The following is a 26223-nucleotide window of genomic DNA, read 5'->3' on the forward strand; positions in this document are numbered from 1 at the left end:
GTTACACGCTTGGCAACAAGACATTAACAGAGTGCGAATTAGTCCTTGAGTATGTTTGACTACATTTTAAGGAACAGGGGCATCGTGTGCAGTCATCTTTAATACTTAAAGATATTCTACATTCACAATTTCGTATTCCACTTCGCCTTGCGGGGTCACAATTCTGGCTTCATCGCCTTCATTTTTACCCAATAAGCCACGTGCGATTGGCGAGTTTACTGAAATTTTGTTGATTTTAAAGTCAGCTTCGTCATCACCTACAATTTTGTAAGTTTTTTGCTCTTCGGTGTCTAGGTTTTCAATGGTCACGGTTACACCAAAAACCACACGTCCGTTTTGTTCAAGCTCTTTTACATCAATCACTTGGCAAGCGCCCAATTTACCTTCGATGTCTTGAATACGGCCTTCGCAGAAACCTTGCTGTTCACGTGCAGCATGATATTCGGCATTTTCTTTTAAATCGCCATGTTCACGTGCTTCTGCAATCGCAGCAGTAATACGTGGACGTTCAACCGACTTAAGCTGTTGTAATTCTTGCTCTAAAGCGTGTTTGCCTTCAGGCGTCATAGGATAACGTTGCATGTTGTCCCTCTTTAAAAATATTGAAGTCTATAAATGAAAAAAAGCCCGCCACCCGAAAGGTGACGGGACTTTTCATAAATGTATTAACCTACAGTAAGGTCTTGCAGGCGATATACATCCATTGGTAATTTGATTGCTAAAGCTTGGCAAACGGCATCTGCACCATTCAAAGTTGTGGTGTAATACACTTTACCTTGTAATGCAGAACGACGGATTGAGAACGAATCCTGCTGTGCTTGCTTGCCTTCAGATGTATTGATGATGAGGTGAATCTCACCATTTTTCAAGCGGTCTACAATGTGTGGGCGACCTTCAGTCACTTTGTTCACACGTTCACACTCAATACCTGCATCAGTGATTACTTTGTGTGTACCACCTGTTGCAACAAGTTTGAAGCCAAAATCAGCCAGTTGTTTTGCAATACGTGCCACATGCGGTTTATCTGACTCACGTACAGACAAGAATGCATGTTTTACTTCGCCTTCAGTTGGGATACCTGGTAAGCGATCATTCGAGCCTAACACAGCTTTATAGAATGCTTCACCAAAAGTTTTACCCACACCCATCACTTCACCTGTAGATTTCATCTCAGGCCCAAGCACTGGGTCTACACCAGGGAACTTGTTGAATGGGAACACGGCTTCTTTTACAGAGAAGTGTTGCGGAATGATTTCTTTAGTAAAGCCTTGAGCTTCTAAAGACTGACCCGCCATACAACGTGCTGCAACTTTAGCCAATGATTCGCCAATACACTTAGAAACGAATGGCACAGTACGTGATGCACGTGGGTTCACTTCTAAGATATAAACGTCATTGCCTTTAACGGCAAACTGTACGTTCATCAAGCCAATAACGCCCAATTCTTTTGCCATTGCAACAGTTTGACGACGCATTTCGTCCTGTACTTCATCTGACAATGAATAAGGTGGAATTGAACATGCAGAGTCACCAGAGTGAATACCTGCTTGTTCGATGTGCTGCATAATACCGCCAATCACCACATCTTTACCGTCAGATACGCAGTCTACGTCAACTTCAATCGCATCATCCAAGAAGCGGTCTAACAATACAGGCGCATCGTTAGAGGCTTGAACTGCATCACGCAAGTAGCGTTTAAGTTCTTCTTCGTTATACACGATTTCCATTGCACGGCCACCCAATACATAAGATGGACGAACAACTAACGGATAACCTACTTTAGCTGCTTCTGCGATACCTTCTTCAGCAGATTTTACAATGCTGTTGTTCGGCTGACGCAATTGCAGACGTTGAATCATTTGTTGGAAACGTTCACGGTCTTCTGCACGGTCAATTGCATCTGGTGATGTACCAATAATTGGTGCACCTGCTTCTTCTAAAGCGCGCGCCAATTTCAGTGGAGTTTGACCACCGTACTGCACAATAATGCCTTTTGGCTTTTCTGTACGTACGATTTCAAGTACATCTTCCAAAGTAATTGGTTCAAAGTACAAACGGTCTGAAGTGTCGTAATCGGTAGATACGGTTTCAGGGTTACAGTTCACCATAATGGTTTCGTAACCATCTTCACGCATAGCAAGGGCTGCGTGTACACAGCAGTAATCGAATTCGATACCTTGACCAATACGGTTTGGACCGCCACCAATGACCATGATTTTGTCTTTGGTAGATGGATTTGATTCACACTCTTCATCGTAAGTTGAATACATGTAAGCAGTGTCAGATTCAAACTCTGCAGCACAGGTATCTACACGTTTGTAAACTGGATATACACCCATGTTCCAACGTTGTTTACGGAATTGCTTTTGTGAAATGCCCATCAAGTTGGCAATACGTAAGTCAGATAAACCTTTGCGTTTAAATGAACGTACATTTTCAGCAGTTAAGTCACCAAAACCTAAAGATTTGATTTGTTCTTCAGTTTTAACAATGTCTTCAATCTGAACGAGGAACCATTTGTCAATTTTGGTCGCTTGGAATACGTCTTCTACAGAGAAGCCATGACGGAAAGCGTCTGCCACGTACCAAATACGCTCTGGGCCAGGAACTTTGAGTTCAACCAAAATTTTGTCACGTGCGCCTTCAGCACCCACTTCAATTTGTTCGTCAAAACCGCAAGAACCAGTTTCCAAACCACGAAGCGCTTTGTTGATCGACTCTTGGAAGTTACGGCCAATTGCCATCACTTCACCTACAGATTTCATCTGTGTGGTTAAAGTCGCATCTGCTTGTGGGAATTTTTCAAAGTTGAAACGTGGAACTTTAGTTACAACGTAGTCAATTGATGGTTCAAATGACGCAGGGGTTGTACCGCCTGTGATGTCATTTTTAAGTTCATCTAGGGTGTAACCAATAGCAAGTTTTGCAGCAACTTTTGCAATTGGGAAACCTGTTGCTTTAGATGCAAGCGCAGATGAACGTGATACACGTGGGTTCATCTCAATTACAACCATACGGCCAGTATTTGGGCAAATACCGAACTGTACGTTAGAACCACCTGTTTCTACACCAATTTCACGAAGTACCGCTAAAGATGCATTACGCATCAATTGGTATTCTTTGTCGGTCAATGTCTGTGCAGGTGCAACGGTAATTGAGTCACCTGTGTGTACGCCCATTGGGTCAAAGTTTTCAATTGAACATACGATAATACAGTTGTCGTTTTTGTCACGAACAACTTCCATTTCGTATTCTTTCCAGCCAATCAATGATTCATCAATCAATAATTGTTTGGTTGGGGAAAGATCGAAACCTCGTTCACAGATTTCTAGGAATTCTTCTTTGTTGTATGCAATACCGCCACCAGAACCACCCATGGTGAATGATGGACGAATAATTACAGGGAAGCCGAAGCGAGATTGAATTTCCAGCGCTTCTTCCATAGATTCAGCAATTGCCGCTTTTGGACATTCAAGACCAATTTTGCGCATGGCTTGGTCAAATAATTTGCGGTCTTCAGCTTTTTCAATAGCGTCTTTGGTCGCACCAATCAATTCAACATTGTATTTTTCTAAAATACCGTTGGCATCTAGTGCAAGCGCACAGTTCAGTGCAGTTTGACCACCCATGGTCGGTAGTACTGCATCTGGACGTTCTTTTTCAATGATTGCTGCAACAGTTTGCCAAGTGATTGGTTCGATGTAAGTTGCATCTGCCATTGCAGGGTCAGTCATGATGGTCGCTGGGTTAGAGTTGACCAAAATAACACGGTAACCTTCTTCACGAAGCGCCTTACATGCTTGAGCACCAGAATAGTCAAACTCACAAGCCTGACCAATAACAATAGGACCAGCACCAATAATTAAGATGCTTTTAATATCCGTACGTTTAGGCATTATTTCGCTCCTTAATTACTTCTTAGCGGCTTCAATAAGTTCGATGAAATGATCGAACAAGAGTGCGCAGTCATGTGGACCTGAACTTGCTTCTGGGTGACCTTGGAAGCTAAATGCAGGCTTGTCTGTACGATGAATACCTTGGTTTGTGCCATCGAACAATGAACGGTGCGTTGCACGTACATTGCTAGGTAAGGTACTTTCATCTACCGCGAAGCCGTGGTTCTGAGAAGTAATCATCACTGTACCTGTTTCTAAGTTTTGTACAGGATGGTTTGCACCATGGTGACCATGCGGCATTTTCATCGTTTTTGCACCCGATGCAAGCGCAAGGATTTGGTGACCTAAACAGATACCAAATACAGGAGTATTTGTGGTTTCTACAATTGTTTTTACAGCTTCAATTGCGTAGTCACATGCAGCTGGGTCGCCAGGGCCATTTGATAAGAAAATGCCATCTGGGTTTAATGCAAGGACTTTTTCAGCAGGGGTTTGTGCAGGAACAACGGTCAGTTTACAACCGCGGTCTGCCAGCATACGCAGGATGTTGGTTTTGACACCGTAATCGTATGCAACCACATGATATTTAAGTTCAGGTTGAGTAAAGCCTTTGCCAAGTTTCCATGAACCTTCAGTCCATTCAAAACCTTCAGGATCACAACATACTTTTGCAAGATCTAAGCCGTTTAAGCCGCCAAATGCACGTGCTTTAGCAATTGCTTCTTCTTCAGTGATATTTTCACCAGCAAGAATACAGCCGTTTTGCGCACCTTTGGCACGTAAAATACGGGTCAATTTACGGGTATCAATATCTGCAATCGCAACCACGTTGTGTGCTTGCAAATATTCCGCTAAAGATTGATTAGAACGGAAGTTACTGTGTAGTAAAGGCAAATCACGGATAATTAAACCGTTTGCCCATACTTTATGAATACGACCAGACTCGACATCTTCATCATTACAACCTGTGTTCCCAATGTGCGGGTAAGTTAAAGTCACAAGTTGCTGTGCATAACTCGGGTCGGTCAAAATTTCTTGATAGCCAGTCATGGCAGTGTTAAAAACGACTTCACCAGTCGTACTTCCCGTTGCACCGATAGACGTACCTTTAAAGATTGTACCGTCGGCAAGGGCTAAAATGGCGGGGGTGCTCAAACCAAAGCTCCTGAACTAAAACCACAAAAATAGGGCTGTAAAAAAGCGAGTAGACGAAAAAAAAGGAAGGTCAATGTTTAAACCTACCCTCCTATGTCTGCTCGCTTGAACTTAACATTGCATTATACGCATGAGCTCGCCAAAAGTCCATTCAGTTTCTGATGAATATGTAAGATAAAGGGCTTGCTTTTTTTAGCCGATTTATGTTTTAGCAATGTAGTAAAATGTAAGTAATCTACGATTGTCTAACAATACAAAACCCATATTCGAGCAAATTCATTTATGCTGAAAATATAAACAACAACGACCTTGGGTGAAGCAAAATGACTGAACAAGAAAAATCAGTAGCTGACAATAAAGCAATCAAAGATGCGGTGCATGAGGGTGCTGAAAAGCTTGAAAAAGTCACTCATGATGCCAAAGAACAGGTGCTTGAAGTTGTCGCTGAAACGCAGGAAAAACTGCAAAACGAAGCGAAGCAATTAAATGCTAGTGTGCAAGAGCAATTGGGTCAATTAAAGCAAGATGTATTGCAAAAAATTGAAGCATTGAAAGCACAGTTTGGTGGTTCACCTAAAGACTTAGGTGAGTTAAAAGAGTTTGTGAAAACTGAATTTAGCGCAATTATTGATGATCTTTCTAAACTGGGTAAAGAGTTGAAAGAAGATGTCAGCAGCATTTCAGTGAAACATAAAGACCAATTGGTTGAAACGTTTCAGCGTTCTAAAGAACACACTTTGGAAGCGTGGAAAAAAGTTAATCCACAAAAAACAGAAACGAATGACGAGACTGATCAAGCTTAAACAAGTAAGACTTATAGCCTAATCAGCCATAAAAAAAGTGAGGTTCGGCCTCACTTTTTTTATTCAAATTTCTGCTCAAGTACAAAATGAAAATCCAATTATGCATTTTGAAACTAGTCAAGATTAGAATTGATGTAACCAATCTCGTTTATTATGAAAATCGGCTGCAGGACTGCTGTGTTGCATGGCATAAAACTGTTCGCCCTGACTGGTTTTTAGCACAGCCGTTAGACCTATAAACAAATCTGTCCATTTCAGTTTATGTTTCAGCATAAATTCGGTTAAATCCAGACTCACATTCAAACCATAATGGGTGCGTTTCAGCTGATTCAGTTCAATATCGTACGCAGCCACGGGCGGCATTTGCTCAGGATAACGATATTCTTCAAAGGCGTAGGCTTGCCAAGCTTGAGAAGGGGATAAATTGATTTCACGATAAAAATCTTCGCCCTGAACCCCAATGAAAATTTCAAAGCAGGTGTGTTCCCACAAAAAATCCTGACGTGGATGTGACGCCACCAAAGCAGGCCATTCGACCCACTGATTTGGATCGCGCAGCCAAAAGCCAACATTTAACGTAAATGGGCTTTGTTGTTCAATTGCACCGACCAAAGAAATGGCCTGAAATTGACGATTAAAAGCACTGAGTTCGTAACTTGCCATTGAGGGAGATTAGTTAGACAAGTGAGCGTGGCGAACTAAATTAGATAATTTAGCATTTTGTTTGGCTGCTTTTTTGTAGAGTAAGACAATTTTACCAATGCTTTGTACCACTTCAGAACCTGTTGCTGCTGCAATTTCAGTAATCACAGCTGCACGTACCTCACGGTCTTCACCGCCAATTTTGACTTTAATCAATTCGTGATCGTTTAAAGCACGGTTGGTTTCTTCAATCACATTTTCAGTCAAACCTTGCCCGCCAATCATCACTACAGGGTTGAGTGCATGACCAATTTGACGTAAACGCTTGCGTTCCTGAATAGATAGAGCCGCCATAAAGATAACCTAATTTTAAAAACGGCTTAGTATAACAAAAGCCAGTTTGAAACGCTGTAAATTCTATGCAAATAATCTGTGATCTTACTGCCATGTAGAAATATTGAAACTGAATACTTGGTGATATTTCTCTGTAACAGTCAAAGTGACTTTTTTAAGCCTCAGTACAGAAATAAGCGATGGATTTAATAGAAAAAATAGGTCAGTTCTTGGTATTTAGATACAGATGTCTACTGCAAGCGGGTGAATTTTCACGTACAATCGCAATTTAGATGTCTATTCATTATTAAGAGAGTTATGGCAACACGCATTACCAACCAAAAGTTATCCAAAAGTAGTCGTGCGTGGATGAGAGAGCACTTAGATGATCCCTTTGTGAAACGAGCACAAAAAGAAGGGTATCGTGCACGTGCTGCATACAAACTACTTGAGATTCAAGAAAAATATAAACTGATCAAACCCGGTATGACTGTGGTGGACTTAGGTGCTGCTCCAGGCAGTTGGTCACAAATTGCAGGGCAACTTGTGGGCGACAAAGGCTTGGTGATTGCTTCCGATATTTTGGAAATGGACGCACTACCAGATGTGACCTTTTTACAAGGTGACTTCCGTGAAGAGGAAGTGTTCGAAAAATTGTTAAATATTTTAAACGGACGCACGGTAGACGTTGTAATTTCTGATATGGCCCCCAATACATCAGGTAATAAAGCTGTAGATCAACCGCGTCAAATTTACTTATGCGAGTTGGCGCTCGATTTTGCCAACCGTGTATTGGGACCCAATGGCCAGTTTGTGGTCAAAGTGTTCCAAGGTTCGGGGTTTGACGAATTTCGTAAACAGGTCGTGGACAGTTTTGATGTTCTAAAGACAGCAAAACCCGCTGCTTCACGGGCGCGTTCCAAAGAAGTATTCCTTATTGGACAAGGACGTAAAAAGGCGTCTAAATAAAGTTTACTTGCCAAGCCGTTAAAAATTGTGCATTTTGTACGTTTTTAACGAATTGTCTAGCTGATCTTCAGCTTTTTGAATGAAAGGTCACCCAGTAACGGGCATGATCAAATTAGATTGATATGGGAATAAAGCTTTGAGCGATCTCTTCAAGAATGCCGTATTGTGGCTGATTATACTTGGTGTGCTGATTCTAATTTTCAGCAACATCAATAACAGTGAAAAGCCAACTGCAATGAACTACTCAGAGTTTGTTACAGCGGTGAATGCTGGTCAAATTAAGCAAGTCACAATTGATGGCGAAAGAATTAGTGGCGAAAAAGTCAACGGCTCGTCCTTTGAAAGCATTCGTCCAGCAGTTCAAGACCCTGAACTGATGCCGAATCTGATTAAAAACAACGTTGTTGTTGAAGGTACTGCACCTCAACGTCAAGGTTTGTTAATGCAACTATTGATCGCAAGTTTCCCTGTACTTTTAATCATTTTGTTATTCATGTTCTTTATGCGCAACATGGGTGGCGGTGCAGGTGGTAAAAACGGCCCGATGAGCTTTGGTAAATCTAAAGCTAAAATGTTGTCTGAAGACCAAATTAAAGTCACATTTGCAGATGTTGCGGGTTGTGATGAAGCAAAACAAGAAGTAGTTGAAATTGTAGATTTCTTAAAAGACCCTGCAAAATTCAAACGTCTAGGTGCAACAATTCCTAAAGGCGTGTTGATGGTTGGCCCACCAGGTACAGGTAAAACCTTACTTGCTAAAGCCATTGCAGGCGAAGCGAAAGTTCCATTCTTTAGCATTTCAGGTTCTGACTTTGTTGAAATGTTTGTAGGTGTGGGTGCATCTCGTGTTCGTGATATGTTCGAGCAAGCCAAACGCCATGCGCCATGTATTATCTTTATTGATGAGATTGATGCAGTTGGTCGTCACCGTGGTTCTGGTACAGGTGGTGGTCACGATGAGCGTGAGCAAACGTTGAACCAGATGCTGGTAGAAATGGACGGTTTTGAAGGCAATGAAGGCATTATTGTCATCGCTGCGACGAACCGTGCCGATGTACTGGATAAAGCCTTGTTACGTCCTGGCCGTTTTGACCGTCAAGTGATGGTTGGCTTGCCTGACATTAAAGGTCGTGAGCAAATTCTGAATGTACACTTGAAAAAGTTACCTTCAGTTACGGGTGTAGATGTCAAAGTATTGGCACGTGGTACACCAGGCTTCTCAGGTGCACAATTGGCAAACCTTGTGAATGAGGCTGCATTGTTTGCTGCACGTCGTAATAAAAACACGGTAGATATGCACGACTTTGAAGACGCCAAAGACAAGTTGTATATGGGTCCTGAACGTAAGTCGATGGTACTGCGTGAAGAAGAGCGCCGTGCGACCGCTTACCACGAAGCAGGCCATGCGATTGTCGCTGAAATGCTACCAGGTACAGACCCTGTGCATAAAGTTACGATTATGCCGCGTGGTTGGGCATTGGGTGTGACTTGGCAGTTGCCTGAGCATGACCAAACTAGCCATTACAAAGACAAAATGCTGAATGATCTGTCAATTTTGTTTGGTGGTCGTATTGCTGAAGAAGTCTTTATTAATCAAATGTCGACAGGTGCATCTAACGACTTTGAGCGTGCAACTAAACTTGCCCGTGCAATGGTGACGAAATACGGTATGTCAGACAAACTGGGCGTCATGGTGTATGAAGATGATACACAACAGTCGTTCATGGGCAGTCTAGGCAGTCGTACAATTTCTGAAGCGACTCAGCAGCAAGTAGATGCTGAAGTGCGCCGTATCATTGATGAGCAATACAGAGTTGCGCGTGATATTTTGGAAAATAACCAAGACATCGCACATGCAATGGTGAAAGCATTGTTGGAATGGGAAACGATTGATCGTGACCAAATCCGTGACATTATGGAAGGTCGTGAGCCACAGCCACCGAAGGTTTATATTGCAGATAATCCTGTAATTGATGTAACCCCAACCGATGGCCCAAGCACACCGCCACCATTGCCAGCGAGCTAATTAGCTCACATGATGTTAAAAAAGAGCCTTTAAATAAGGCTCTTTTTTTTCGCTATAGCATGTGCGCAATCTTGTACTTATAGGCTATAAAATGGTTTGAGGGTGAAAAGAATTCAACATCTTAAAAACTAGCCTTGTTAAAATATGACTTTCAAATGAACAGGAAGATCAGCATGCAGCTCATGCCATTACCTAAATGTGTATTGCAATGCGGACGTTTGAGTTTGGATTTATCTCAACCGCATGTCATGGGAATTTTGAACGTGACACCAGACTCGTTTAGTGATGGTGGTCGTCATAATGAAAAAGAGGATGCTGTAGCACGTGCTTTGGAAATGATTGCGGAAGGTGCGACCGTGATTGACATCGGGGGAGAGTCAACTCGCCCAGGTGCGAGTCCAGTCAGTGTTGAAGAAGAAATTCGTCGTGTCGTACCTGTGGTTGAGGCCTTATCACAACATAATGTGGTGCTATCCATTGATACCTCTCAGCCTGAGGTAATTCGTGCTGCTGTGAATGCGGGTGCGCATATTTGGAATGATGTGCGTGCCTTGACACGTCCTTATGCACTGCAAACGGCTGCTGAATTAAATATCCCTGTGATCATTATGCACATGCGTGGCGAACCGACCACCATGAACAATTTAGATCAATATGATGATGTGACGGAAGACGTGATTGCTGAGTTGCAACAACGTGTTCAAGATGCGTTGGCTGCAGGTGTGAAGCCTGAAAATATTGTGATTGATCCAGGTTTTGGTTTTGCAAAAAATGCGCAGCAAAACCTGAAATTGCTTAATGAGCTGTATCAACTCAACCGCATGGGTTATCCAATTTTATCGGCATTGTCGCGTAAGCGTTTTATTGGTGAAGCTACGGGTGCGGTAGAAGCTACAGAGCGTGCCGTGGGGTCAGTGGCTGCGCATTTACTTAGTATTCAGCAAGGTGCATGTATGGTACGTGCGCATGATGTAAAAGCCACCTCAGATGCCATTAAAATATGGCAAGCCATGCAAAGTGCTTAAATAAACGTACTTGAATAAATCATTCAGGCCTGTGAAATTTTGCCTAAGCTAGTATAAAGGCTAGGCTTATGGTATATAGGCACGCTTAAATCTCTGTATTTTTTTGAGTGCCTGTATGTTTGCAGATTTACTTCTCCCGATGTTTGATGACGAATACTACCCAGATATTTTGGTTGCTGAACTTAAGCAACTCATTTTGCGCTTTGCAAAACAGGTATCGCAAGCGGGTGTTTCGGAAACTGATATTTACTACTTTGCAGATCAGACAGTGCAGGCGATTAACCAAATGAAGCCACAATTTCAAGACTTAGATTCAGATTTAGATGATGCTGCAACTGACTATATTGCAGAAGCGATGATGATGGTACTGCAAGATCAGGGTCATTTTGACATTGAAATGGAAGCTTTGGTCGCTAATCGGGCCTGGTAAATATTTTTACATTTTTTAAATATCTTGTGGTTTTAGTTAATTATTCGCTGAATAGCTCATCTAAAACCTCATTTAAATGACAGCTTTCTTGTTCATGTAGTTCTGCAATTTCCCGAACATGGAGTGAGTATTGCCCATCTTGCTCACTCACTTGTGCAACCACATTTACCCAAAACTTTGTGTTCTGTTGTAGCAGGTTGCGTAGCTGTTTTTCATCTTCAGGGTTTTGAAAGTTTAGGTTGTAAATATCACTTCCTAAGCTACAACGGCGCAAATGCAATTTTTGTTGTTGATTGTGCACAGTCCCTGCAAATAAATCATAAAATGCTGATTCAGTTTGAATTGGGCCTTCCGCTTGGGTTGCTGTTTGAGTGGTAGGGGATTGAGCATAGCTTATAAAACTCAGCATGCCGCATAAACAGGTAAGACTTAAATAATGAACACAACGTTGTAGATGCATTTTTGACGATCACTATAAATTATTATTTTAAGATTGTATTTTCATTAGACATAAAAAAAACCAGCTTTCGCTGGGTTCTTTATTTGCACCATCGATTTTATAGCAAAAAGATGGTGCCCGAGGCCAGACTCGAACTGGCACGCTTTGTGGGCGGGGGATTTTAAATCCCCTGTGTCTACCGATTTCACCACTCGGGCATGTGCGCAATAATAGAGGACGAAATAAATCTTGGCAAGTAAATTTATTTACAATTGCTTTCTTTTCAATCAATTCAACCGATTAGTGCGCTGAAATGGCACTAAAACATTGGTTTTTTAAGGCCCGTCATGAATATTTCATAAATTTGAGATCAAAGCGAAATCATTAATTTCTATGGTGAGCGCTCTAGAAAAATAAAAGGCAAATTTATGAAAATTAAACTTACACGCCGTGAACTGCTACAAAAAAGTTTGGCGAGTTTAGGGGCATTGTCGTTGCCTGTGGCACTCACCGCATGTGGAGATGACAATGAAAATAATATTGAAAATGGCAAGGAAAACTCACTCAAAGTAGAGTTTTTACATGGTGTTGCTAGTGGTGATCCATTACATGACCGTGTCATTTTGTGGACACGAGTAACACCAAATGACACTACAGCACACCTTGAAATTGTATGGGAAATTTCAGCAGATCAAGAATTTAAACAACTTATTGGTACTGGAAAAGTTCAGACCACTGCAGCGCAAGATTTTACCGTAAAGGTTGATGCAGACCGTTTGCAGGCTGGGGCAAATTATTATTACCGTTTCCGTTTTGGCAAGACAATTTCACCTGTGGGGCAAACCAAAACATTGGCTTTACGCAGCGATCAGGTGAAATTTGCGATTTGTTCATGCTCGAATTACCCTGCAGGCTATTTTCATGTTTACAAAGAAATGGCACAGGAAAATAATCTGGATGCGATTATTCACTTGGGGGATTATATCTATGAATATGGGGAAGGTGAGTATGCAACTGAAGATGCTGAAGCGTTAGGTCGCGGTTTTGCTGCTGACAATAATAAAGAAATCATTCAACTAGATGACTATCGTAAGCGCTATGCCTTGTATCGCACTGATTTAGATTTACAGGCTGCACATCAACGCCATCCGTTTATTGTGATTTGGGATGACCATGAGCTTAGTAATGATGCATGGCAAGAAGGTGCGGCAAACCATCAAGAGAGTGAAGGGAGCTTCATAGAGCGCCAGATTGCAGCCTTGAAAGCCTATTTTGAATGGATGCCGATTCGTCCAGTTGCAGAAAATGATCACTTAAATATTTATCGTCAATTTGATTTTGGTGGTTTGGTCAATTTGATGATGCTGGATACTCGTATTTTGGCACGCCATAAGCAATTAGATTATGCAGATTATATGACGGCAACAGGTATGGATGCTGCCCGATTTATGGCAGATTTAAGCAGCAATAGCCGTAGTTTATTGGGCGTAAAACAACTGCAATGGTTACAAGCACAATTGATGCAGTCCACTGCCAAATGGAATGTGTTGGGCCAACAAGTATTGATGTCTAAGATGTTTATTCCACAAGAGCTGTTATTGCTTTTAGAACAAGTGACCAGTGGCAATGCTACTGTAGAAACGCTTGCACAGATTAAACAAAAAATTGCTGATTTACTCACACTGAAAATGCGTTTAAAAGCTGGTGATCCTACGCTATCAGCAATGGATAAAGCACGTTTGAGTACAGTTGCACCCTATAACTTAGATGCCTGGGATGGTTATGCCTACGAGCGCGAAGTTGTGTATGGTACCTTGCAACAGTTAGGCAAAAAAGCGGTAGTGTTGGCTGGTGATACGCATAATGCTTGGGCATCCAGTTTACATCCACAAAATAGCAATCATGTGGTTGGGGTAGAGCTTGCGACCAGTTCCGTATCATCGCCAGGAATTGAGTATTACTTAAATGTGACTGCAGCAGAAATGGCAGAGTTGGAATATGCATTTAAAGAACTGATTGATGAGCTGAATTATTGCAATTTAAATCAGCGTGGTTATTTAACTGTGGCTTTTGATCATACTCAGGTGGTGGCTGACTGGAAGTTTGTGAATACCGTGAAAGCAAGCGAATATAAACTTGATGAAATACGTGCTCATCAAATGACTTATGATGTTCAATTGAATCCAATCATCGATGTTGCAAAATCGGCCTAAATTTATATGTTCTAAAAAAACCGAGCGCAAGTTGCTCGGTTTTTTTATAGATAAGTTGGATGAAAGAGGTGATTTTTAATCCAGTTTATCTTGAATATAACTGTCTAAATCAATGTATTTAATACTTTTACATAAGGCTTGCTCGGCCTGCATAATCTGTTGATGTAACTCAAGTGCTTGCTGATATTGCTGAGTGAATTGTGTAAAGCGGGGGCTATTTTTATTGGTGAAATATAAACGGAATTGAATTTTAGCAGCCTGACGATACGACCAGTAAGCAGCACGACGAATCTGAGTTAAACAATATTTTTGTTCCAGACTGGCGTGGTCACGAAACATATTTTCTTTATACAAGCGCACAAAGCCAAAACTGATGCAAAAAAAGAAAAGAGCTCCTTGCAGAATTGTACTTTGAAAATAGGCAAAATTTAGCGCTTGTAAAATAATCAAGACTGCAATTTTGAGTGGGGCGTGTTGCTGAAACTGATACCACGATGCAGAGCTATGTTTGATCTGATACAACACATAAGGCAATAGCAGCATAAAGCCGAGCATAATAGCTAAAATAGACAAGGCTTTGGCTTGAAAAGCATCATACTGTGCTGTGGTGTTTTGAATCCCCAAAGCTAAACTGATCGAAATAGGAATAAAAATCATACAGGCCAAGAGCCATGGAATAAACTCTTTCCATTCATCCAGCATGCCTTTGCTTTGTATAAAACCGTAAAACAAAATATTTTGTTTAAAGGCAGCAGGGTATTGTTGCTGTAATTGCTGCACATAAAGCAGTGCTTGTTGGGGCTTCATAGGCAGGTCATACAGAGAAATGAATATGGATAGGAGAGGGCTAAATCGCAGGCATAAAAAAACCAGCTAAATGCTGGGTTCTTTACTTGCACCATTTTAATGTGTTTTAAAATGGTGCCCGAGGCCAGACTCGAACTGGCACGCTTTGTGGGCGGGGGATTTTAAATCCCCTGTGTCTACCGATTTCACCACTCGGGCATAGTTTTACAAGATTGGAGGCGGAGGTCGGAATCGAACCGGCGTCCACGGAGTTGCAGTCCGCTGCATGACCACTCTGCCACCCCGCCACGTCTTGTTGATGCGTATATTAGCAAGCTCTGAAAAAAAAACAATACTATTAAATGAGCAGATGCACATTAATTCGGCATATAGAATAAAATAGTCTAAATAATCATGTATTATTTGCAAAATTGATTCATATCAACATTTGGAGATGTGCCGTGGCATTAATTTTAGACGGTCGTGCATTGGCAAAACAAATTGAAGCTGATCTGTTAACACGTGTAGAAGCGTTAAAAGCAAAATCAGGTCGTACCCCAATTCTAGCGACTATTTTGGTCGGTGATGACGGTGCATCTGCAACTTATGTGCGCATGAAAGGCAATGCTTGCCGCCGTGTGGGCATGGATTCTTTAAAGGTGGAATTGCCTACAGAAACCACCACAGAACAACTTTTGGCAGAAATTGAAAAATTGAATGCGAATCCGGATGTGCACGGTATTTTGTTGCAACATCCAGTTCCTGCGCAAATTGATGAGCGTGCTTGCTTTGATGCAATTTCGCTTGAAAAAGATGTAGATGGTGTAACTTGCCTTGGTTATGGACGTATGGCGATGGGCGAAGCTGCTTATGGTTCTGCAACACCAGCAGGCATTATGACCATCTTAAAAGAAAACAACATTGAAATTGCAGGCAAACATGCTGTTGTTGTTGGTCGTTCAGCAATTTTAGGTAAACCAATGGCTGCGATGCTGCTTGAAGCCAATGCAACGGTAACAACTTGCCATTCACGTACACAAAACTTGGCAGACTTTGTAAAACAGGCCGACATTATTGTGGGTGCTGTTGGTAAAGCAGAATTGATTCAAAAAGACTGGATTAAGCCGGGTGCGGTAGTGGTTGATGCCGGTTTCCATCCACGTGATGGTGGCGGTGTGGGTGATATTCAACTACAAGGGATTGAAGAAATCGCTTCTGCATATACGCCTGTACCGGGTGGTGTTGGCCCAATGACAATTACGACATTAATTCGTCAAACGGTTGAAGCTGCTGAGAAAGCTTTAGGTTAAGTCTATTCTCCCTCTCCTTTAAGAAGGAGAGGGGACTTTTTTTAAATTAAAACGAATAAAAACCAATGAGCTGTACCTTTCAATTTCTTCAAGCGCCTGAGCATCTTATACACGCTTTGCATGATGTGATACCAAATTGTGAATTGCAGGCTCAGCAGTTGCCAGAAACCGCTATTTCACTGTGGCTTATTCCGCCTGTATTTCCTACCGATAAGCTTGATGATGAAGTGATTCGTCGTATTTGGAATGATACGCCGTACTGGATTTTCTGTTGGGCTTCTGGACTCGCTATGGCGCAATGGTTGCTGGCAGAGCCGCAGCATGTCAAAGATAAGGTGGTTTTGGACTTTGGCTCAGGTTCTGGTGTGGTGGCTATTGCGGCTAAAATGGCAGGTGCAAAACGAGTGATTTGCTGTGATATTGACCCAGTGAGTCTGGCGGCTTGTCGTGCCAACGCAGAATTAAATGATGTCGCGCTTGAGTATTTAGATGACCTGTATCAAGCCGAGCAAGTGGATGTATTGTTGGCAGCAGATGTGTTGTATGACCAATGCAATCGTTTCTTTTTAGATGAATTTTTAAAGTTTGCACCCGAAGTGTGGGTGGCAGACAGTCGTGTGAAAAATTTTAGCCATCCACAATATATAAAAATAGATGAACGCAGTGCGACCACATGGCCTGATTTAGATGAAGCCAAAGAGTTTCGTAATGTGAGTTTTTATAAGACGCGATAAATCATCACGTCTTATATTTTAGATATTGTCGTTATATAAAATTAAGAACAGCTATAACGCACAATACGCAATGTGCTCGGGCGTGCATCTAGGGCTTGACGGGTGGCATAGTTTTCGCTGCTGTGTAATTCAGGTGTGTTCGACAAGCCAATAGAGGTGCGGCTTTGACCAAGTTGACGGCCATACGGGTCTTGTTGATGCGCAGCAGGATTGGCAATTTCATTAATACTTAATACACGCAATTGATAGGTTTTATGTGCACCTAGCTCTTTCTGGCAAGCACGTTGTAATTTGTTTTCATCACGTTGTTGATTCTGACGGCCTGCAAGGGTGTAAGCTAAAATAGCAGTATTTGCTGTTTTACTTTCAACTTTATATCCAACAAAGCTATTTTCACTTTGTTCAGGCAGGCTTTGACAAGCAGATAAACCTAAGCCAAATACCGTCATACCCAAAATAATCATTGTTGTGTTCATGGCTTTATTCATGATCATGTCCCATGTTTTGATTGTCATTTCATTCTTGTTTTAAGTATGCCATAGCTACCACCACAAAGCATGCTAAAGACTGTTTTTAAGATTTCTGCGAGTTAGGTTTTTAAATTTATGCGCAATAAAAAAGGTCACCGAAGTGACCTTTTTTTAGCAGTTAGCGTTGAATTACGCAGATTTAACTGCTTCAAGTAACGCTTCTTGACGTGCTTTCAATGCAGCAGGTAAGCGCTCACCAAGTTTGTTGAATAACTCAGTGTGGCTTTCCAACTCTTTGATCCACTGTTCTTTGTCTTGCGCTGTAACAGTTTCAAATTGTTCTTTAGTGAAATCTAAACCAGTCCAGTTTAATTGTTCATAAGTCGGAACGCGACCAATTGGTGTTTCAACTGCGTCTGCACGACCTTCGCAACGATCAATGATCCACTCAAGAACACGCATGTTTTGACCAAAACCAGGCCATACGAAGTTGCCTTCTGCGTCACGACGGAACCAGTTTACGTTGTAGATACCTGGTAATTTGTTGCCAGCAGCTTTTGCTTTCTCGCCAACTTTCTCACCCATTTCTAACCAGTGAGAGAAGTAGTCTGCCATGTTGTAACCAGCAAACGGAAGCATAGCAAATGGGTCACGGCGTACAATACCTTGTTGACCAACTGCAGCAGCAGTCGTTTCAGAACCCATTGTTGCTGCTTTATAAACGCCATCTACCCAGTCAAATGCTTCTGAAATTAGAGGCACTGTGTCTGCACGACGACCACCGAAGATGAACGCTGAAATTGGAACACCTGCTGGATTTTCCCAGTCAGCATCAATAGAAGGACATTGACCAGCTGCAACCGTGAAGCGTGCATTTGGATGAGCTGCTTTTTCTTCACCAGTGTGTGGTTGGTTTTTCCAGTTTGTTAAGTTTGCAGGAACTTCTTTAGTTAGACCTTCCCACCATACTTCACCGTTATCAGTTACAGCAACGTTGGTATAAATTACGTCTTTGTGTAAGGTTGCCATACAGTTCGGGTTAGTCTTGGTATTTGTACCAGGTGCAACACCGAAGAAACCAGCTTCTGGGTTAATTGCATATAAGCGACCATCTTCACCTGGTTTGATCCAAGCAATATCGTCACCTACAGTTTCAATTTTCCAGCCTTCGTAACCTGCTGGTGGAATCAACATAGCGAAGTTGGTTTTACCACATGCAGAAGGGAATGCTGCTGCGATATAGTGTTTTTCACCTTTAGGGTTTGTCACGCCTAAAATCAGCATGTGCTCTGCTAACCAGCCTTGTTCACGGCCCATTGCAGATGCGATACGAAGCGCTAAGCATTTTTTACCCAATAATGCATTACCGCCGTAACCAGAACCATACGACCAGATTTCACGAGTTTCTGGATAATGTACAATGTATTTTTCTTTGTTACATGGCCAAGCAACGTCTTTTTCGCCTTCAGCCAATGGAGCAGCAACAGTGTGTACGCAAGGTACAAATTCACCGTCTGTGCCAAGTACGTCATAAACAGCTTTACCCATACGAGCCATTTTAGACATGCTAACTGCAACATAAGGAGAGTCAGTTAATTCAATGCCGATGTGCGCAATGTGGCTACCCAATGGGCCCATAGAGAATGGAACCACGTACATGGTACGACCAGCCATTGAGCCGTCGAATAAACCGTTTAATTTAGCGCGCATTTCAGCTGGCGCTTCCCAGTTGTTGGTCGCACCAGCATCTTCTTTGTTTTCAGAGCAGATGAAAGTACGGTCTTCAACACGAGCAACGTCAGAAGGATCAGAGTTTGCAAGGTACGAACCAGGGTGTTTTTCTTGGTTTAATGCTTGCATGGTGCCGTTAGCGATCATCAAGTCAATGAGACGTTGATATTCTTCAGCGCTACCGTCACACCATTCAATTTTTGCTGGTTTCGTTAACTTTGCAATTTCTTCAACCCATGCAATAAGCTTAGGGTGACGAACGAATTCTGGTGCGTTCACTTGGGTCATGGTGAGGCCTATCTTAAATGTGTACAAATGATGTACAAAGTACAATCTGAACAATGGGATACATCGTTCAGATGAAATATGAAAAAAAGTGGCTGTATTAAAGCACAAAATCATAAAAAAAATAAGACTTAGGCATGATTTGGCTTTCTGATTAAAATGTTTGGATAAATTAATAATACTGTATATGAAACATATACTTACATGTTTTTGTTGCTATATTTTCCATTATTTAAATATTTGATGGGCATTATTTATTTAAATTATTTTTATATAATTCAATGTGTTGAATCTATAATTTTTGATCGGTTTGTCATTGATTTAATGAATGGTCATCATTTGAATTTTACATAAAGCTGCTTTTCATTCCGTATCAATTGACTGAAATTAGAACAAAAGCTTTAAAAAATGGCACAGAGGTTTATGCAGCTACAGCCCTTATCGATTGTTTATAATCAAAAATCTGGATTTCATGCTAATCATAAAGACGATATTTATGAAGAGTTGTTGCACGTTTTATCGCAGCATGGCTTCGAAATTCAATCTTTTGATATTGGGGCGAGTACGGGCTTTGATGCGTTAATGCAACAGGTGTTGGCACGTCATCAACATCCTGATTTAGCGGGTGTGGTGGTGGCAGCGGGTGGAGATGGTACTTTAAATGCGGTTGCTGCAAAGTTAAAAGGGACATCTATCCCCATGGGTATTTTGCCTTTGGGCACGTTTAATTATGTGGCACGCCTACTGAATATTCCGCTAGATTTAATTGAAGCAGCGCATGTCATCGCAACGGGCAGTACGCGTGCTGTGCATGTGGCACAAATCAATCAACACATCTATTTAAATAATGCCAGTTTGGGTTTATATCCTTTATTTATTCAAAAACGTGAGCGTTATAACCGTTATTTAGGACGCTTTCCTTTACATGCCTACACCTCGGCTTTAGATGTACTGCTGCGTGACCGTAAAGAATTAAAATTAGATATTGAGGTCGATACAAAGCGCTATCCGCTGAAAACGCCGCTCATTTTCTTTGGGAATAATCAATTGCAACTGTCTGAAATGAATTTACGTATTGCCAAAGCTGCTGCAGCAGGCAAAGTCGCAGGTGTTGCCGTGGCAAAGTCTGATAAATTGACTTTGTTTAAAATTCTGCGGCAATTAATTCAGGGGAAAGCTGAGCAAGCCAATGATATGTACAGTTTTGCAGCAGAGCAGGTGGTCATTCATAGTAAACGCCCACAACTGACCGTGGCGCTTGATGGAGAAATTGTCAAAATGCGTCCGCCGCTACGTATATCTGTATTGAAAAATGCATTAAAGATTAAGGTGCCGCATGCTGCTGCATCTGTCTGATTTGCACTTTGGCACTGAAAATGTGGTTTGTATGCAGGCAGTGCAACAACTGTGTGTAAATATGCGACCTGAAGCGGTCGTGGTCAGTGGAGATTTAACCCAACGTGCACGCTACGCACAGTTTTATGCCTGTAAGCATTTTTTAGACAGTTTGAATTTACCGTATTTGGTTGTGCCAGGAAATCACGATATTCCGCTATACCATCTTTGGAATCGTTTTTTTAGTCCGTTTGCACGGTATCAGTTGTTTTTTGGGCGTATGGAAACAATTTTGGAAACCGCCCATTTTTATGTGATAGGGGTGAACAGTATTCGGCGACGTTTTCATACCCGTGGGCATATTTCTTTGAATCAAATTCAGGAGATCGACGCCTTATTGCAAGCTGCGCCCAGCAATAAGTTAAAAATTTTGGTGGCGCATCAGCCGTTCTATACACCGCCCGATAATGTGCACGGTATTAAAGATTGTCCTGTGTTGGGACGTATTGCGTTGGAGCAATGGAGTAAAAACGGCTTGCATGCCTTGCTACATGGTCATTTACACCAGCCTGCTGTATATGACCTCAATCAAATCTATGCACTTGGTGCAGCACATCCTGTGCTCGATATTCATGCCGGAACTGCAATTTCACAGCGTTTGCATCAAGGTATGCCGAATAGCTTAAATCTAGTCTGCAATAATGGTGATGTGCAGCATTACATCTTTGATGTAGGACAAAAACAATTCGTGTTGTGGCAGCAAAACGCAGAATAAAAGGTTGAACCCCTCAACTTGTCTAAAAAAACAACAAAAACTGAAATATTTTTAGCGTTTCCCCTTGAAGCGAATTTTTCCATCCCCACAACTGTGTCATCTAAAATTTATTTTGATGATGACACATGGAATAAATAAGTCGTCATCAGGAATCTATACATAGACTTAGTCTGATGGAGTTATTTATGAGCAACATTCGTCCATTACATGACCGCGTAGTTATTCGTCGTGTTGAAGAAGAAACAAAAACAGCTGGCGGTATTTTGCTTCCAGGTTCTGCTGCAGAAAAACCAGCGCAAGGTGAAGTGATTGCAGTAGGTAATGGTCAAATCACAGACAATGGCGTGCGCGCTTTAGACGTTAAAGTGGGCGATAAAGTCTTGTTTGGTACGTATGCAGGCACCACAGTTAAAGTAGACGGTGAAGAACTTCTTATTATGAAAGAGTCTGACATTTTAGCGGTACTTGAAGGCTAATTTCAGCACTCGTTATTCAAAGTCAATTTGAACATTATTTAAAGATATTTGGAGTCAAACATGTCAGCAAAAGACGTAAAATTTGGTGATTCAGCCCGCACAAAAATGATTGCAGGCGTAAACATCCTTGCAGATGCAGTAAAAGTAACTTTAGGCCCTAAAGGTCGTAACGTAGTGATTGACCGTTCTTTTGGCGCACCGCACATCACTAAAGATGGTGTATCTGTTGCTAAAGAAATCACCCTAAAAGATAAATTTGAAAACATGGGTGCACAGTTGGTTCGTGAAGTGTCAAGTAAAACCAACGACATCGCAGGTGACGGTACAACAACTGCAACTGTACTTGCACAAGCCATTTTAAATGAAGGCATCAAATCTGTAACTGCGGGCATGAACCCAATGGATTTGAAACGTGGTATCGACATTGCTGTAAAAGCAGTGGTTGAAAACATTAAAGCGACGGCTAAACCTGCATCAGATACTAAAGCGATTGAACAAGTTGGTTCGATTTCTGCTAACTCTGATACGACTGTAGGTAAGTTAATTGCAGAAGCAATGGAGCGTGTGGGCAAAGAAGGCGTGATTACCGTTGAAGAAGGTTCAGGCTTTGAAGACTCACTAGACGTTGTAGAAGGTATGCAGTTTGATCGTGGTTATATCTCACCATACTTTGCAAACAAACAAGATACTTTAACTGCTGAACTTGAAAACCCATTCATTTTGTTGGTAGACAAAAAAGTGGGCAACATTCGTGAATTAATCACAGTTTTAGAAGCAGTTGCGAAAACAGGTAAGCCATTATTGATTATCGCTGAAGATGTAGAAGGCGAAGCGTTGGCAACACTTGTTGTAAACAACATGCGCGGCATTATTAAAGTATGTGCGGTGAAAGCACCTGGTTTTGGTGATCGTCGTAAAGCAATGCTTCAAGATATCGCGATCTTGACAGGTGCAACTGTGATTTCTGAAGAAATTGGTATGTCTTTGGAGCAAACTTCACTTGAGCACTTAGGTACTGCACACAAAGTAACAGTATCTAAAGAAAACACTGTGATTGTGGATGGTGCAGGCAATGCAGGTCAAATTGCTGAGCGTGTACAACAAATCCGTGCGCAAATTGAAGAATCAACTTCAGAATACGACAAAGAAAAACTTCAGGAACGTGTTGCTAAGTTAGCGGGCGGTGTTGCAGTGATCAAGATTGGTGCGGCAACTGAAGTTGAAATGAAAGAGAAAAAAGACCGTGTCGATGACGCACTTCACGCAACTCGTGCTGCGGTTGAAGAAGGTGTTGTTGCAGGTGGTGGTGTTGCGTTAGTACGTGCAGCGAAAGCACTTGACGGTGTAACTGGTGCAAATGACGATCAAAATGTCGGAATTAACATTTTACGCCGTGCTATTGAAGCGCCACTTCGTCAAATTGTTGCAAACGCAGGCGATGAGCCATCTGTAGTGATCAATGCGGTGAAGAGCGGTGAAGGTAACTACGGTTATAACGCTGCAACTTCTGAATATGGCGATATGCTGGAAATGGGTATTCTTGACCCTGCAAAAGTAACACGTTCTGCGCTTGAGCATGCTGCATCTGTTGCGGGCTTAATGTTGACGACTGAATGTATGATCACTGAAATCCCAGAAGAAAAACCAGCAATGCCTGACATGGGCGGCATGGGTGGTATGGGTGGCATGATGTAATTATCAGCGTACCCAAACTTCAAAAACCTCGTATCGTCAGATACGGGGTTTTTTTATGGCGTGGTTTTTATAATTCAGAGTTTGCACGCATGAAAAAGCAAAACTGCCTAGCCATTTTCCATTTATTTATTAAATGCGTGATATGTATTTAAACTGCTTTTTTTGTGAATAAAACCCACTATGCTACTTGGAATAATAAGAAAAACAAATGATTAAATAAGTGTAATGCAGGCTGGAGTAGGCATAAAGGGGATAAAAATGGATAACCGAGAACACGAAATTATAGGCAGTATTTATGATGCCGCTGTAGATGTGAATTTATGGCCGCAAGTAATTGAAAAAATTGTTCAATATACAGACAGTAAAACCGCCATTTTTACTGCCTTAGATCAATTTAGCCCAAGTTACGATTTTTTATTTAGTCACAATATTCCAGATGAAGCTTTGCATGCCTATCGTGATGAGCGGATTCGCGTGATTGACATGCAGTTACACCGAGTATTGTGGGAAAATTTAGGTGTGGGGCAAGTAGCGAGCTCGGATTTATCGCATTATGGGGAAAACCCTGAAAGTGATGAATATATCTTTTATGAACGGTGTTTGAATCCGACGGGAATTAGTTATATCTCGGCTGTTTTGCTCGATCAGGGTTCACATCGTTGGGCAGTTTTAGGATTACATCGTGCGCCAGATGTAGCGCCGTATCAACAAAAAGAGTTGGATTTTTTAAAGCATTTGGGTGTGCATTTGCGCCGTGCCTTACAAATCCATCGTCAATTTAGTTTGGTTAAACAAGAAAATTTAAGTTTGTATAGTGTGCTCGATCATTTAAAAACGGGTGTAATTTTGCTTGATCATCAGCTGAGTTTGACTTATTCAAACCCTTTAGCTCAAAGCATGATTGAACACGATTCATGTTTAGATTTGGATTTGTATAATCGCTTAAAAACCCATGCTTATGATCAAAGTCGTTTAGATCAATTATTAAATTCAGCCTTATTAGGACAGTCTGCATTGAATGCAGATGTAGGCGGTGTATTGGCTTTGTCAGATGCGAAAGGACGACAATTAATGCTGACTATCGTGCCTTTTTCTAAATTAAAAAATATGCAGCATCAAGATGCAGGACAACATCAAATTGCGGTATTTCTGACCGATAAGCATCAGCACTATGCTTTGTCAAAAGCCTATTTGCAGCAAGCTTATCAATTGTCTAAACGTGAGTTTGAGCTGTGTGAGTTGTTGTTGAATGGTTGTAAGTTAGAAGAAATTGCGGAACATTGTGGAGTTACGCTCAGTTCGGTGCGCACTTATTTTAAAAATATTTATGAAAAAACCCAATGCAACTCGCAAATTGAACTCATGCATTTGTTGATGGGCTGTACTATTCATTTTGAGCATATCGGTTAAAGCTGCCTAAATTTGATTAGGCAGCTTTATCGTGTTTAATTGCTACGTTGTAGAGTGACAGGGTCTTCACCTTGAGGATGTAAGGTCAAGCTTGTACCTGAAATACTATAAGTTGCATTAACTTTGCTGTTATCCCAAGGGTCATGCAATCCACCACAGTCATTGGTGTCATATAAAATTTCTGTTGCAGAGAGTGTATTGGCGGTCGTGGTATATTTACCATATTCAATACCTGGGTTAGCGCAATCATCATCGCCTTCAGTGTCTAACAAGAAATAGAATCCTGTGTCAAAGAAAGCAAACAAGTGAGTTTGATTAAATTGCCAAGTGCCGACTAAACCTGATGATTGTTTGACTTTAGTTAAAATATAGGTGCTATTACTTCCAACATCAGTCAGCACTAAATCTGTACCGTTATAACTTAGGCGGTAATGACCATCATTGTCTGGATGTGAAAGCCCGTAGTCTTCATTAGTATCTACTGAGATCACAGGGCTCAGCGCTGAGGTTAAAGCATTCCAATTTAGTCGTCCTGTTTCAATACCAGGTTGCCCCGTTACATCAGCTTCATCTGCTTCACCTAGCGCATAACGTCCATCGGGTAAAATATGTAATAAAACAGCAGATGTATTGGTGCGTCCAATTTCCCAAGTTCCGGCAATATCTTTATAAAAGGTGGTTTGGAAGTTTTCTGCAGCTTTTTCTGGTGTCACGAGTTGATCTTCTGTGAGGGGTGTTTTGCTAAGCACTTCAGTTGCGAAGTCTGTGCTGCTTTGTTCAAAATCTAGATTTACAGCTTTGAAGGCTGCTTGAGTCTCCGCACTAATCTGAATTCCATCGCTATGCTCGCCATTGGCATCTAAAGATTGTAGCAATACCATTAAGTTGGTACGGGCATTGTCTAATTCAGCTAAATCTAATGGTGTAATACGTGCTTTGGCTTCAATCGCTTCACCCAGTTGTACATCACCAATAAAGAAGCGGACAGTATCTCCCTCATTGTATTCAAATTCGCCATCTAGATTGGTTGTACCCTCAATACTTTCACCTGTGCTGCTGGTTCTGACATATTTAACACCGCCCACTGGTCCATCAGTCAGTACCCCAATTTGTGAAGCAGTGGATGGTGGTGGAGATGGCGGACTGTTATTGCTTGAGTCATTGTCGGAACCACCACAAGCAGTCAGTAAGGCTGCTAAGGTTATGCTAAGTAATGTTTTTTTCATCATGAATTCCTTGTTATTCAAATTGTCATGTCTGCAGTATAGAAATCAGATGAGTTTAG

The 26223-nt window shown here is 41.6% G+C and carries 23 protein-coding genes and 3 tRNA genes; 13 read left to right on the forward strand and 13 right to left on the reverse strand.

What is annotated here, in order from left to right; all coding sequences use genetic code 11:
* Positions 1-105 precede the first annotated feature (105 nt).
* From greA to carA, 3 genes are all read right to left on the reverse strand, one after another.
* Positions 106-582 (reverse strand): transcription elongation factor GreA, encoded by a 477-nt coding sequence (gene greA, locus HHA41_RS08890; RefSeq protein WP_168461402.1) that lies wholly within the window; start codon positions 580-582, stop codon positions 106-108.
* An 83-nt stretch (positions 583-665) separates the two neighbouring features.
* Complete coding sequence (gene carB, locus HHA41_RS08895; RefSeq protein ID WP_168418848.1) at positions 666-3896, reverse strand: carbamoyl-phosphate synthase large subunit; 3231 nt, start codon at positions 3894-3896, stop codon at positions 666-668.
* A 15-nt stretch (positions 3897-3911) separates the two neighbouring features.
* Complete coding sequence (carA, locus tag HHA41_RS08900; RefSeq protein WP_168461404.1) at positions 3912-5051, reverse strand: glutamine-hydrolyzing carbamoyl-phosphate synthase small subunit; 1140 nt, start codon at positions 5049-5051, stop codon at positions 3912-3914.
* A 323-nt stretch (positions 5052-5374) separates the two neighbouring features.
* On the opposite strand from carA, the gene HHA41_RS08905 reads away from it, so the two are divergent.
* Positions 5375-5854: a hypothetical protein gene (locus HHA41_RS08905; RefSeq protein ID WP_168418846.1), complete on the forward strand. Its 480-nt coding sequence runs from the start codon at positions 5375-5377 to the stop codon at positions 5852-5854.
* Between the two features lie 123 nt (positions 5855-5977).
* Here HHA41_RS08905 and HHA41_RS08910 read toward each other — a convergent pair whose 3' ends face one another.
* Together HHA41_RS08910 and yhbY are read right to left on the reverse strand one after the other, a co-directional pair.
* Entirely contained in the window at positions 5978-6517 is a 540-nt protein-coding gene (locus HHA41_RS08910) for a DOMON-like domain-containing protein (RefSeq protein WP_070153929.1), read from the reverse strand.
* Between the two features lie 9 nt (positions 6518-6526).
* Complete coding sequence (gene yhbY, locus HHA41_RS08915) at positions 6527-6850, reverse strand: ribosome assembly RNA-binding protein YhbY (RefSeq protein ID WP_168418845.1); 324 nt, start codon at positions 6848-6850, stop codon at positions 6527-6529.
* Positions 6851-7147: 297 nt separating this feature from the next.
* On the opposite strand from yhbY, the gene rlmE reads away from it, so the two are divergent.
* From rlmE to HHA41_RS08935, 4 genes are all read left to right on the forward strand, one after another.
* The gene (rlmE, locus tag HHA41_RS08920; protein ID WP_168418844.1) at positions 7148-7798 is read left to right on the forward strand and encodes a 23S rRNA (uridine(2552)-2'-O)-methyltransferase RlmE; all 651 of its coding nucleotides are present in this window, start codon (positions 7148-7150) and stop codon (positions 7796-7798) included.
* Between the two features lie 136 nt (positions 7799-7934).
* Positions 7935-9824 (forward strand): ATP-dependent zinc metalloprotease FtsH, encoded by a 1890-nt coding sequence (gene ftsH, locus HHA41_RS08925; RefSeq protein ID WP_168461406.1) that lies wholly within the window; start codon positions 7935-7937, stop codon positions 9822-9824.
* Between the two features lie 173 nt (positions 9825-9997).
* The gene (folP, locus tag HHA41_RS08930; RefSeq protein ID WP_216075691.1) at positions 9998-10849 is read left to right on the forward strand and encodes a dihydropteroate synthase; all 852 of its coding nucleotides are present in this window, start codon (positions 9998-10000) and stop codon (positions 10847-10849) included.
* Positions 10850-10964: 115 nt separating this feature from the next.
* Positions 10965-11279 (forward strand): DUF5713 family protein, encoded by a 315-nt coding sequence (locus HHA41_RS08935; RefSeq protein WP_168461407.1) that lies wholly within the window; start codon positions 10965-10967, stop codon positions 11277-11279.
* A 40-nt stretch (positions 11280-11319) separates the two neighbouring features.
* Here HHA41_RS08935 and HHA41_RS08940 read toward each other — a convergent pair whose 3' ends face one another.
* Both HHA41_RS08940 and HHA41_RS08945 read right to left on the reverse strand, forming a co-directional pair.
* Entirely contained in the window at positions 11320-11688 is a 369-nt protein-coding gene (locus tag HHA41_RS08940; protein ID WP_228284177.1) for a hypothetical protein, read from the reverse strand.
* 162 nt (positions 11689-11850) lie between these two features.
* Positions 11851-11936: transfer RNA gene (locus HHA41_RS08945), tRNA-Leu, on the reverse strand.
* Positions 11937-12146: 210 nt separating this feature from the next.
* Here HHA41_RS08945 and HHA41_RS08950 point away from each other — a divergent pair.
* Positions 12147-13931 (forward strand): alkaline phosphatase D family protein, encoded by a 1785-nt coding sequence (locus HHA41_RS08950; RefSeq protein ID WP_168461410.1) that lies wholly within the window; start codon positions 12147-12149, stop codon positions 13929-13931.
* Between the two features lie 75 nt (positions 13932-14006).
* On the opposite strand, the gene HHA41_RS08955 is transcribed toward HHA41_RS08950, so the two are convergent.
* From HHA41_RS08955 to HHA41_RS08965, 3 genes are all read right to left on the reverse strand, one after another.
* Positions 14007-14738 (reverse strand): hypothetical protein, encoded by a 732-nt coding sequence (locus HHA41_RS08955; RefSeq protein WP_168461411.1) that lies wholly within the window; start codon positions 14736-14738, stop codon positions 14007-14009.
* A gap of 112 nt (positions 14739-14850) precedes the next feature.
* Positions 14851-14936: transfer RNA gene (locus HHA41_RS08960), tRNA-Leu, on the reverse strand.
* Between the two features lie 15 nt (positions 14937-14951).
* Positions 14952-15025, reverse strand: a tRNA-Cys gene (locus HHA41_RS08965).
* A gap of 153 nt (positions 15026-15178) precedes the next feature.
* Between HHA41_RS08965 and folD the strand changes: the two genes are divergently transcribed.
* On the forward strand, positions 15179-16027 hold the full coding sequence (folD, locus tag HHA41_RS08970) for a bifunctional methylenetetrahydrofolate dehydrogenase/methenyltetrahydrofolate cyclohydrolase FolD (RefSeq protein ID WP_104488415.1): 849 nt from the start codon (positions 15179-15181) through the stop codon (positions 16025-16027).
* Between the two features lie 65 nt (positions 16028-16092).
* Positions 16093-16761: a 50S ribosomal protein L11 methyltransferase gene (locus HHA41_RS08975; RefSeq protein WP_168418838.1), complete on the forward strand. Its 669-nt coding sequence runs from the start codon at positions 16093-16095 to the stop codon at positions 16759-16761.
* Between the two features lie 41 nt (positions 16762-16802).
* On the opposite strand, the gene HHA41_RS08980 is transcribed toward HHA41_RS08975, so the two are convergent.
* Positions 16803-17237 carry a hypothetical protein gene (locus HHA41_RS08980; protein WP_168461429.1) on the reverse strand — a complete coding sequence of 145 codons (435 nt, stop codon included), beginning with the start codon at positions 17235-17237 and terminating at the stop codon, positions 16803-16805.
* A gap of 183 nt (positions 17238-17420) precedes the next feature.
* Complete coding sequence (locus HHA41_RS08985) at positions 17421-19250, reverse strand: phosphoenolpyruvate carboxykinase (GTP) (RefSeq protein WP_168418836.1); 1830 nt, start codon at positions 19248-19250, stop codon at positions 17421-17423.
* A 420-nt stretch (positions 19251-19670) separates the two neighbouring features.
* Between HHA41_RS08985 and HHA41_RS08990 the strand changes: the two genes are divergently transcribed.
* The 5 genes from HHA41_RS08990 to HHA41_RS09010 all read left to right on the forward strand — a co-directional run bounded on the left by HHA41_RS08990 (position 19671) and on the right by HHA41_RS09010 (position 24938).
* Positions 19671-20603, forward strand: a complete 933-nt coding sequence (locus tag HHA41_RS08990; RefSeq protein ID WP_252726727.1) for a diacylglycerol kinase family protein — start codon at positions 19671-19673, stop codon at positions 20601-20603.
* Entirely contained in the window at positions 20584-21357 is a 774-nt protein-coding gene (locus HHA41_RS08995; RefSeq protein WP_168461414.1) for a metallophosphoesterase, read from the forward strand. The genes HHA41_RS08990 and HHA41_RS08995 overlap by 20 nt, the downstream gene beginning before the upstream one ends.
* 185 nt (positions 21358-21542) lie before the next feature.
* Positions 21543-21833: a co-chaperone GroES gene (locus HHA41_RS09000; RefSeq protein WP_004972131.1), complete on the forward strand. Its 291-nt coding sequence runs from the start codon at positions 21543-21545 to the stop codon at positions 21831-21833.
* Between the two features lie 60 nt (positions 21834-21893).
* The gene (gene groL, locus HHA41_RS09005; protein ID WP_168418833.1) at positions 21894-23528 is read left to right on the forward strand and encodes a chaperonin GroEL; all 1635 of its coding nucleotides are present in this window, start codon (positions 21894-21896) and stop codon (positions 23526-23528) included.
* 258 nt (positions 23529-23786) lie between these two features.
* On the forward strand, positions 23787-24938 hold the full coding sequence (locus HHA41_RS09010; protein ID WP_168461415.1) for a LuxR C-terminal-related transcriptional regulator: 1152 nt from the start codon (positions 23787-23789) through the stop codon (positions 24936-24938).
* 35 nt (positions 24939-24973) lie between these two features.
* On the opposite strand, the gene HHA41_RS09015 is transcribed toward HHA41_RS09010, so the two are convergent.
* On the reverse strand, positions 24974-26164 hold the full coding sequence (locus tag HHA41_RS09015) for a hypothetical protein (RefSeq protein WP_168461430.1): 1191 nt from the start codon (positions 26162-26164) through the stop codon (positions 24974-24976).
* Between the last annotated feature and the right edge of the window lie 59 nt (positions 26165-26223).

Origin of the sequence: Acinetobacter sp. A1, assembly GCF_012371315.1 — a bacterium.
Taxonomy (GTDB): domain Bacteria; phylum Pseudomonadota; class Gammaproteobacteria; order Pseudomonadales; family Moraxellaceae; genus Acinetobacter.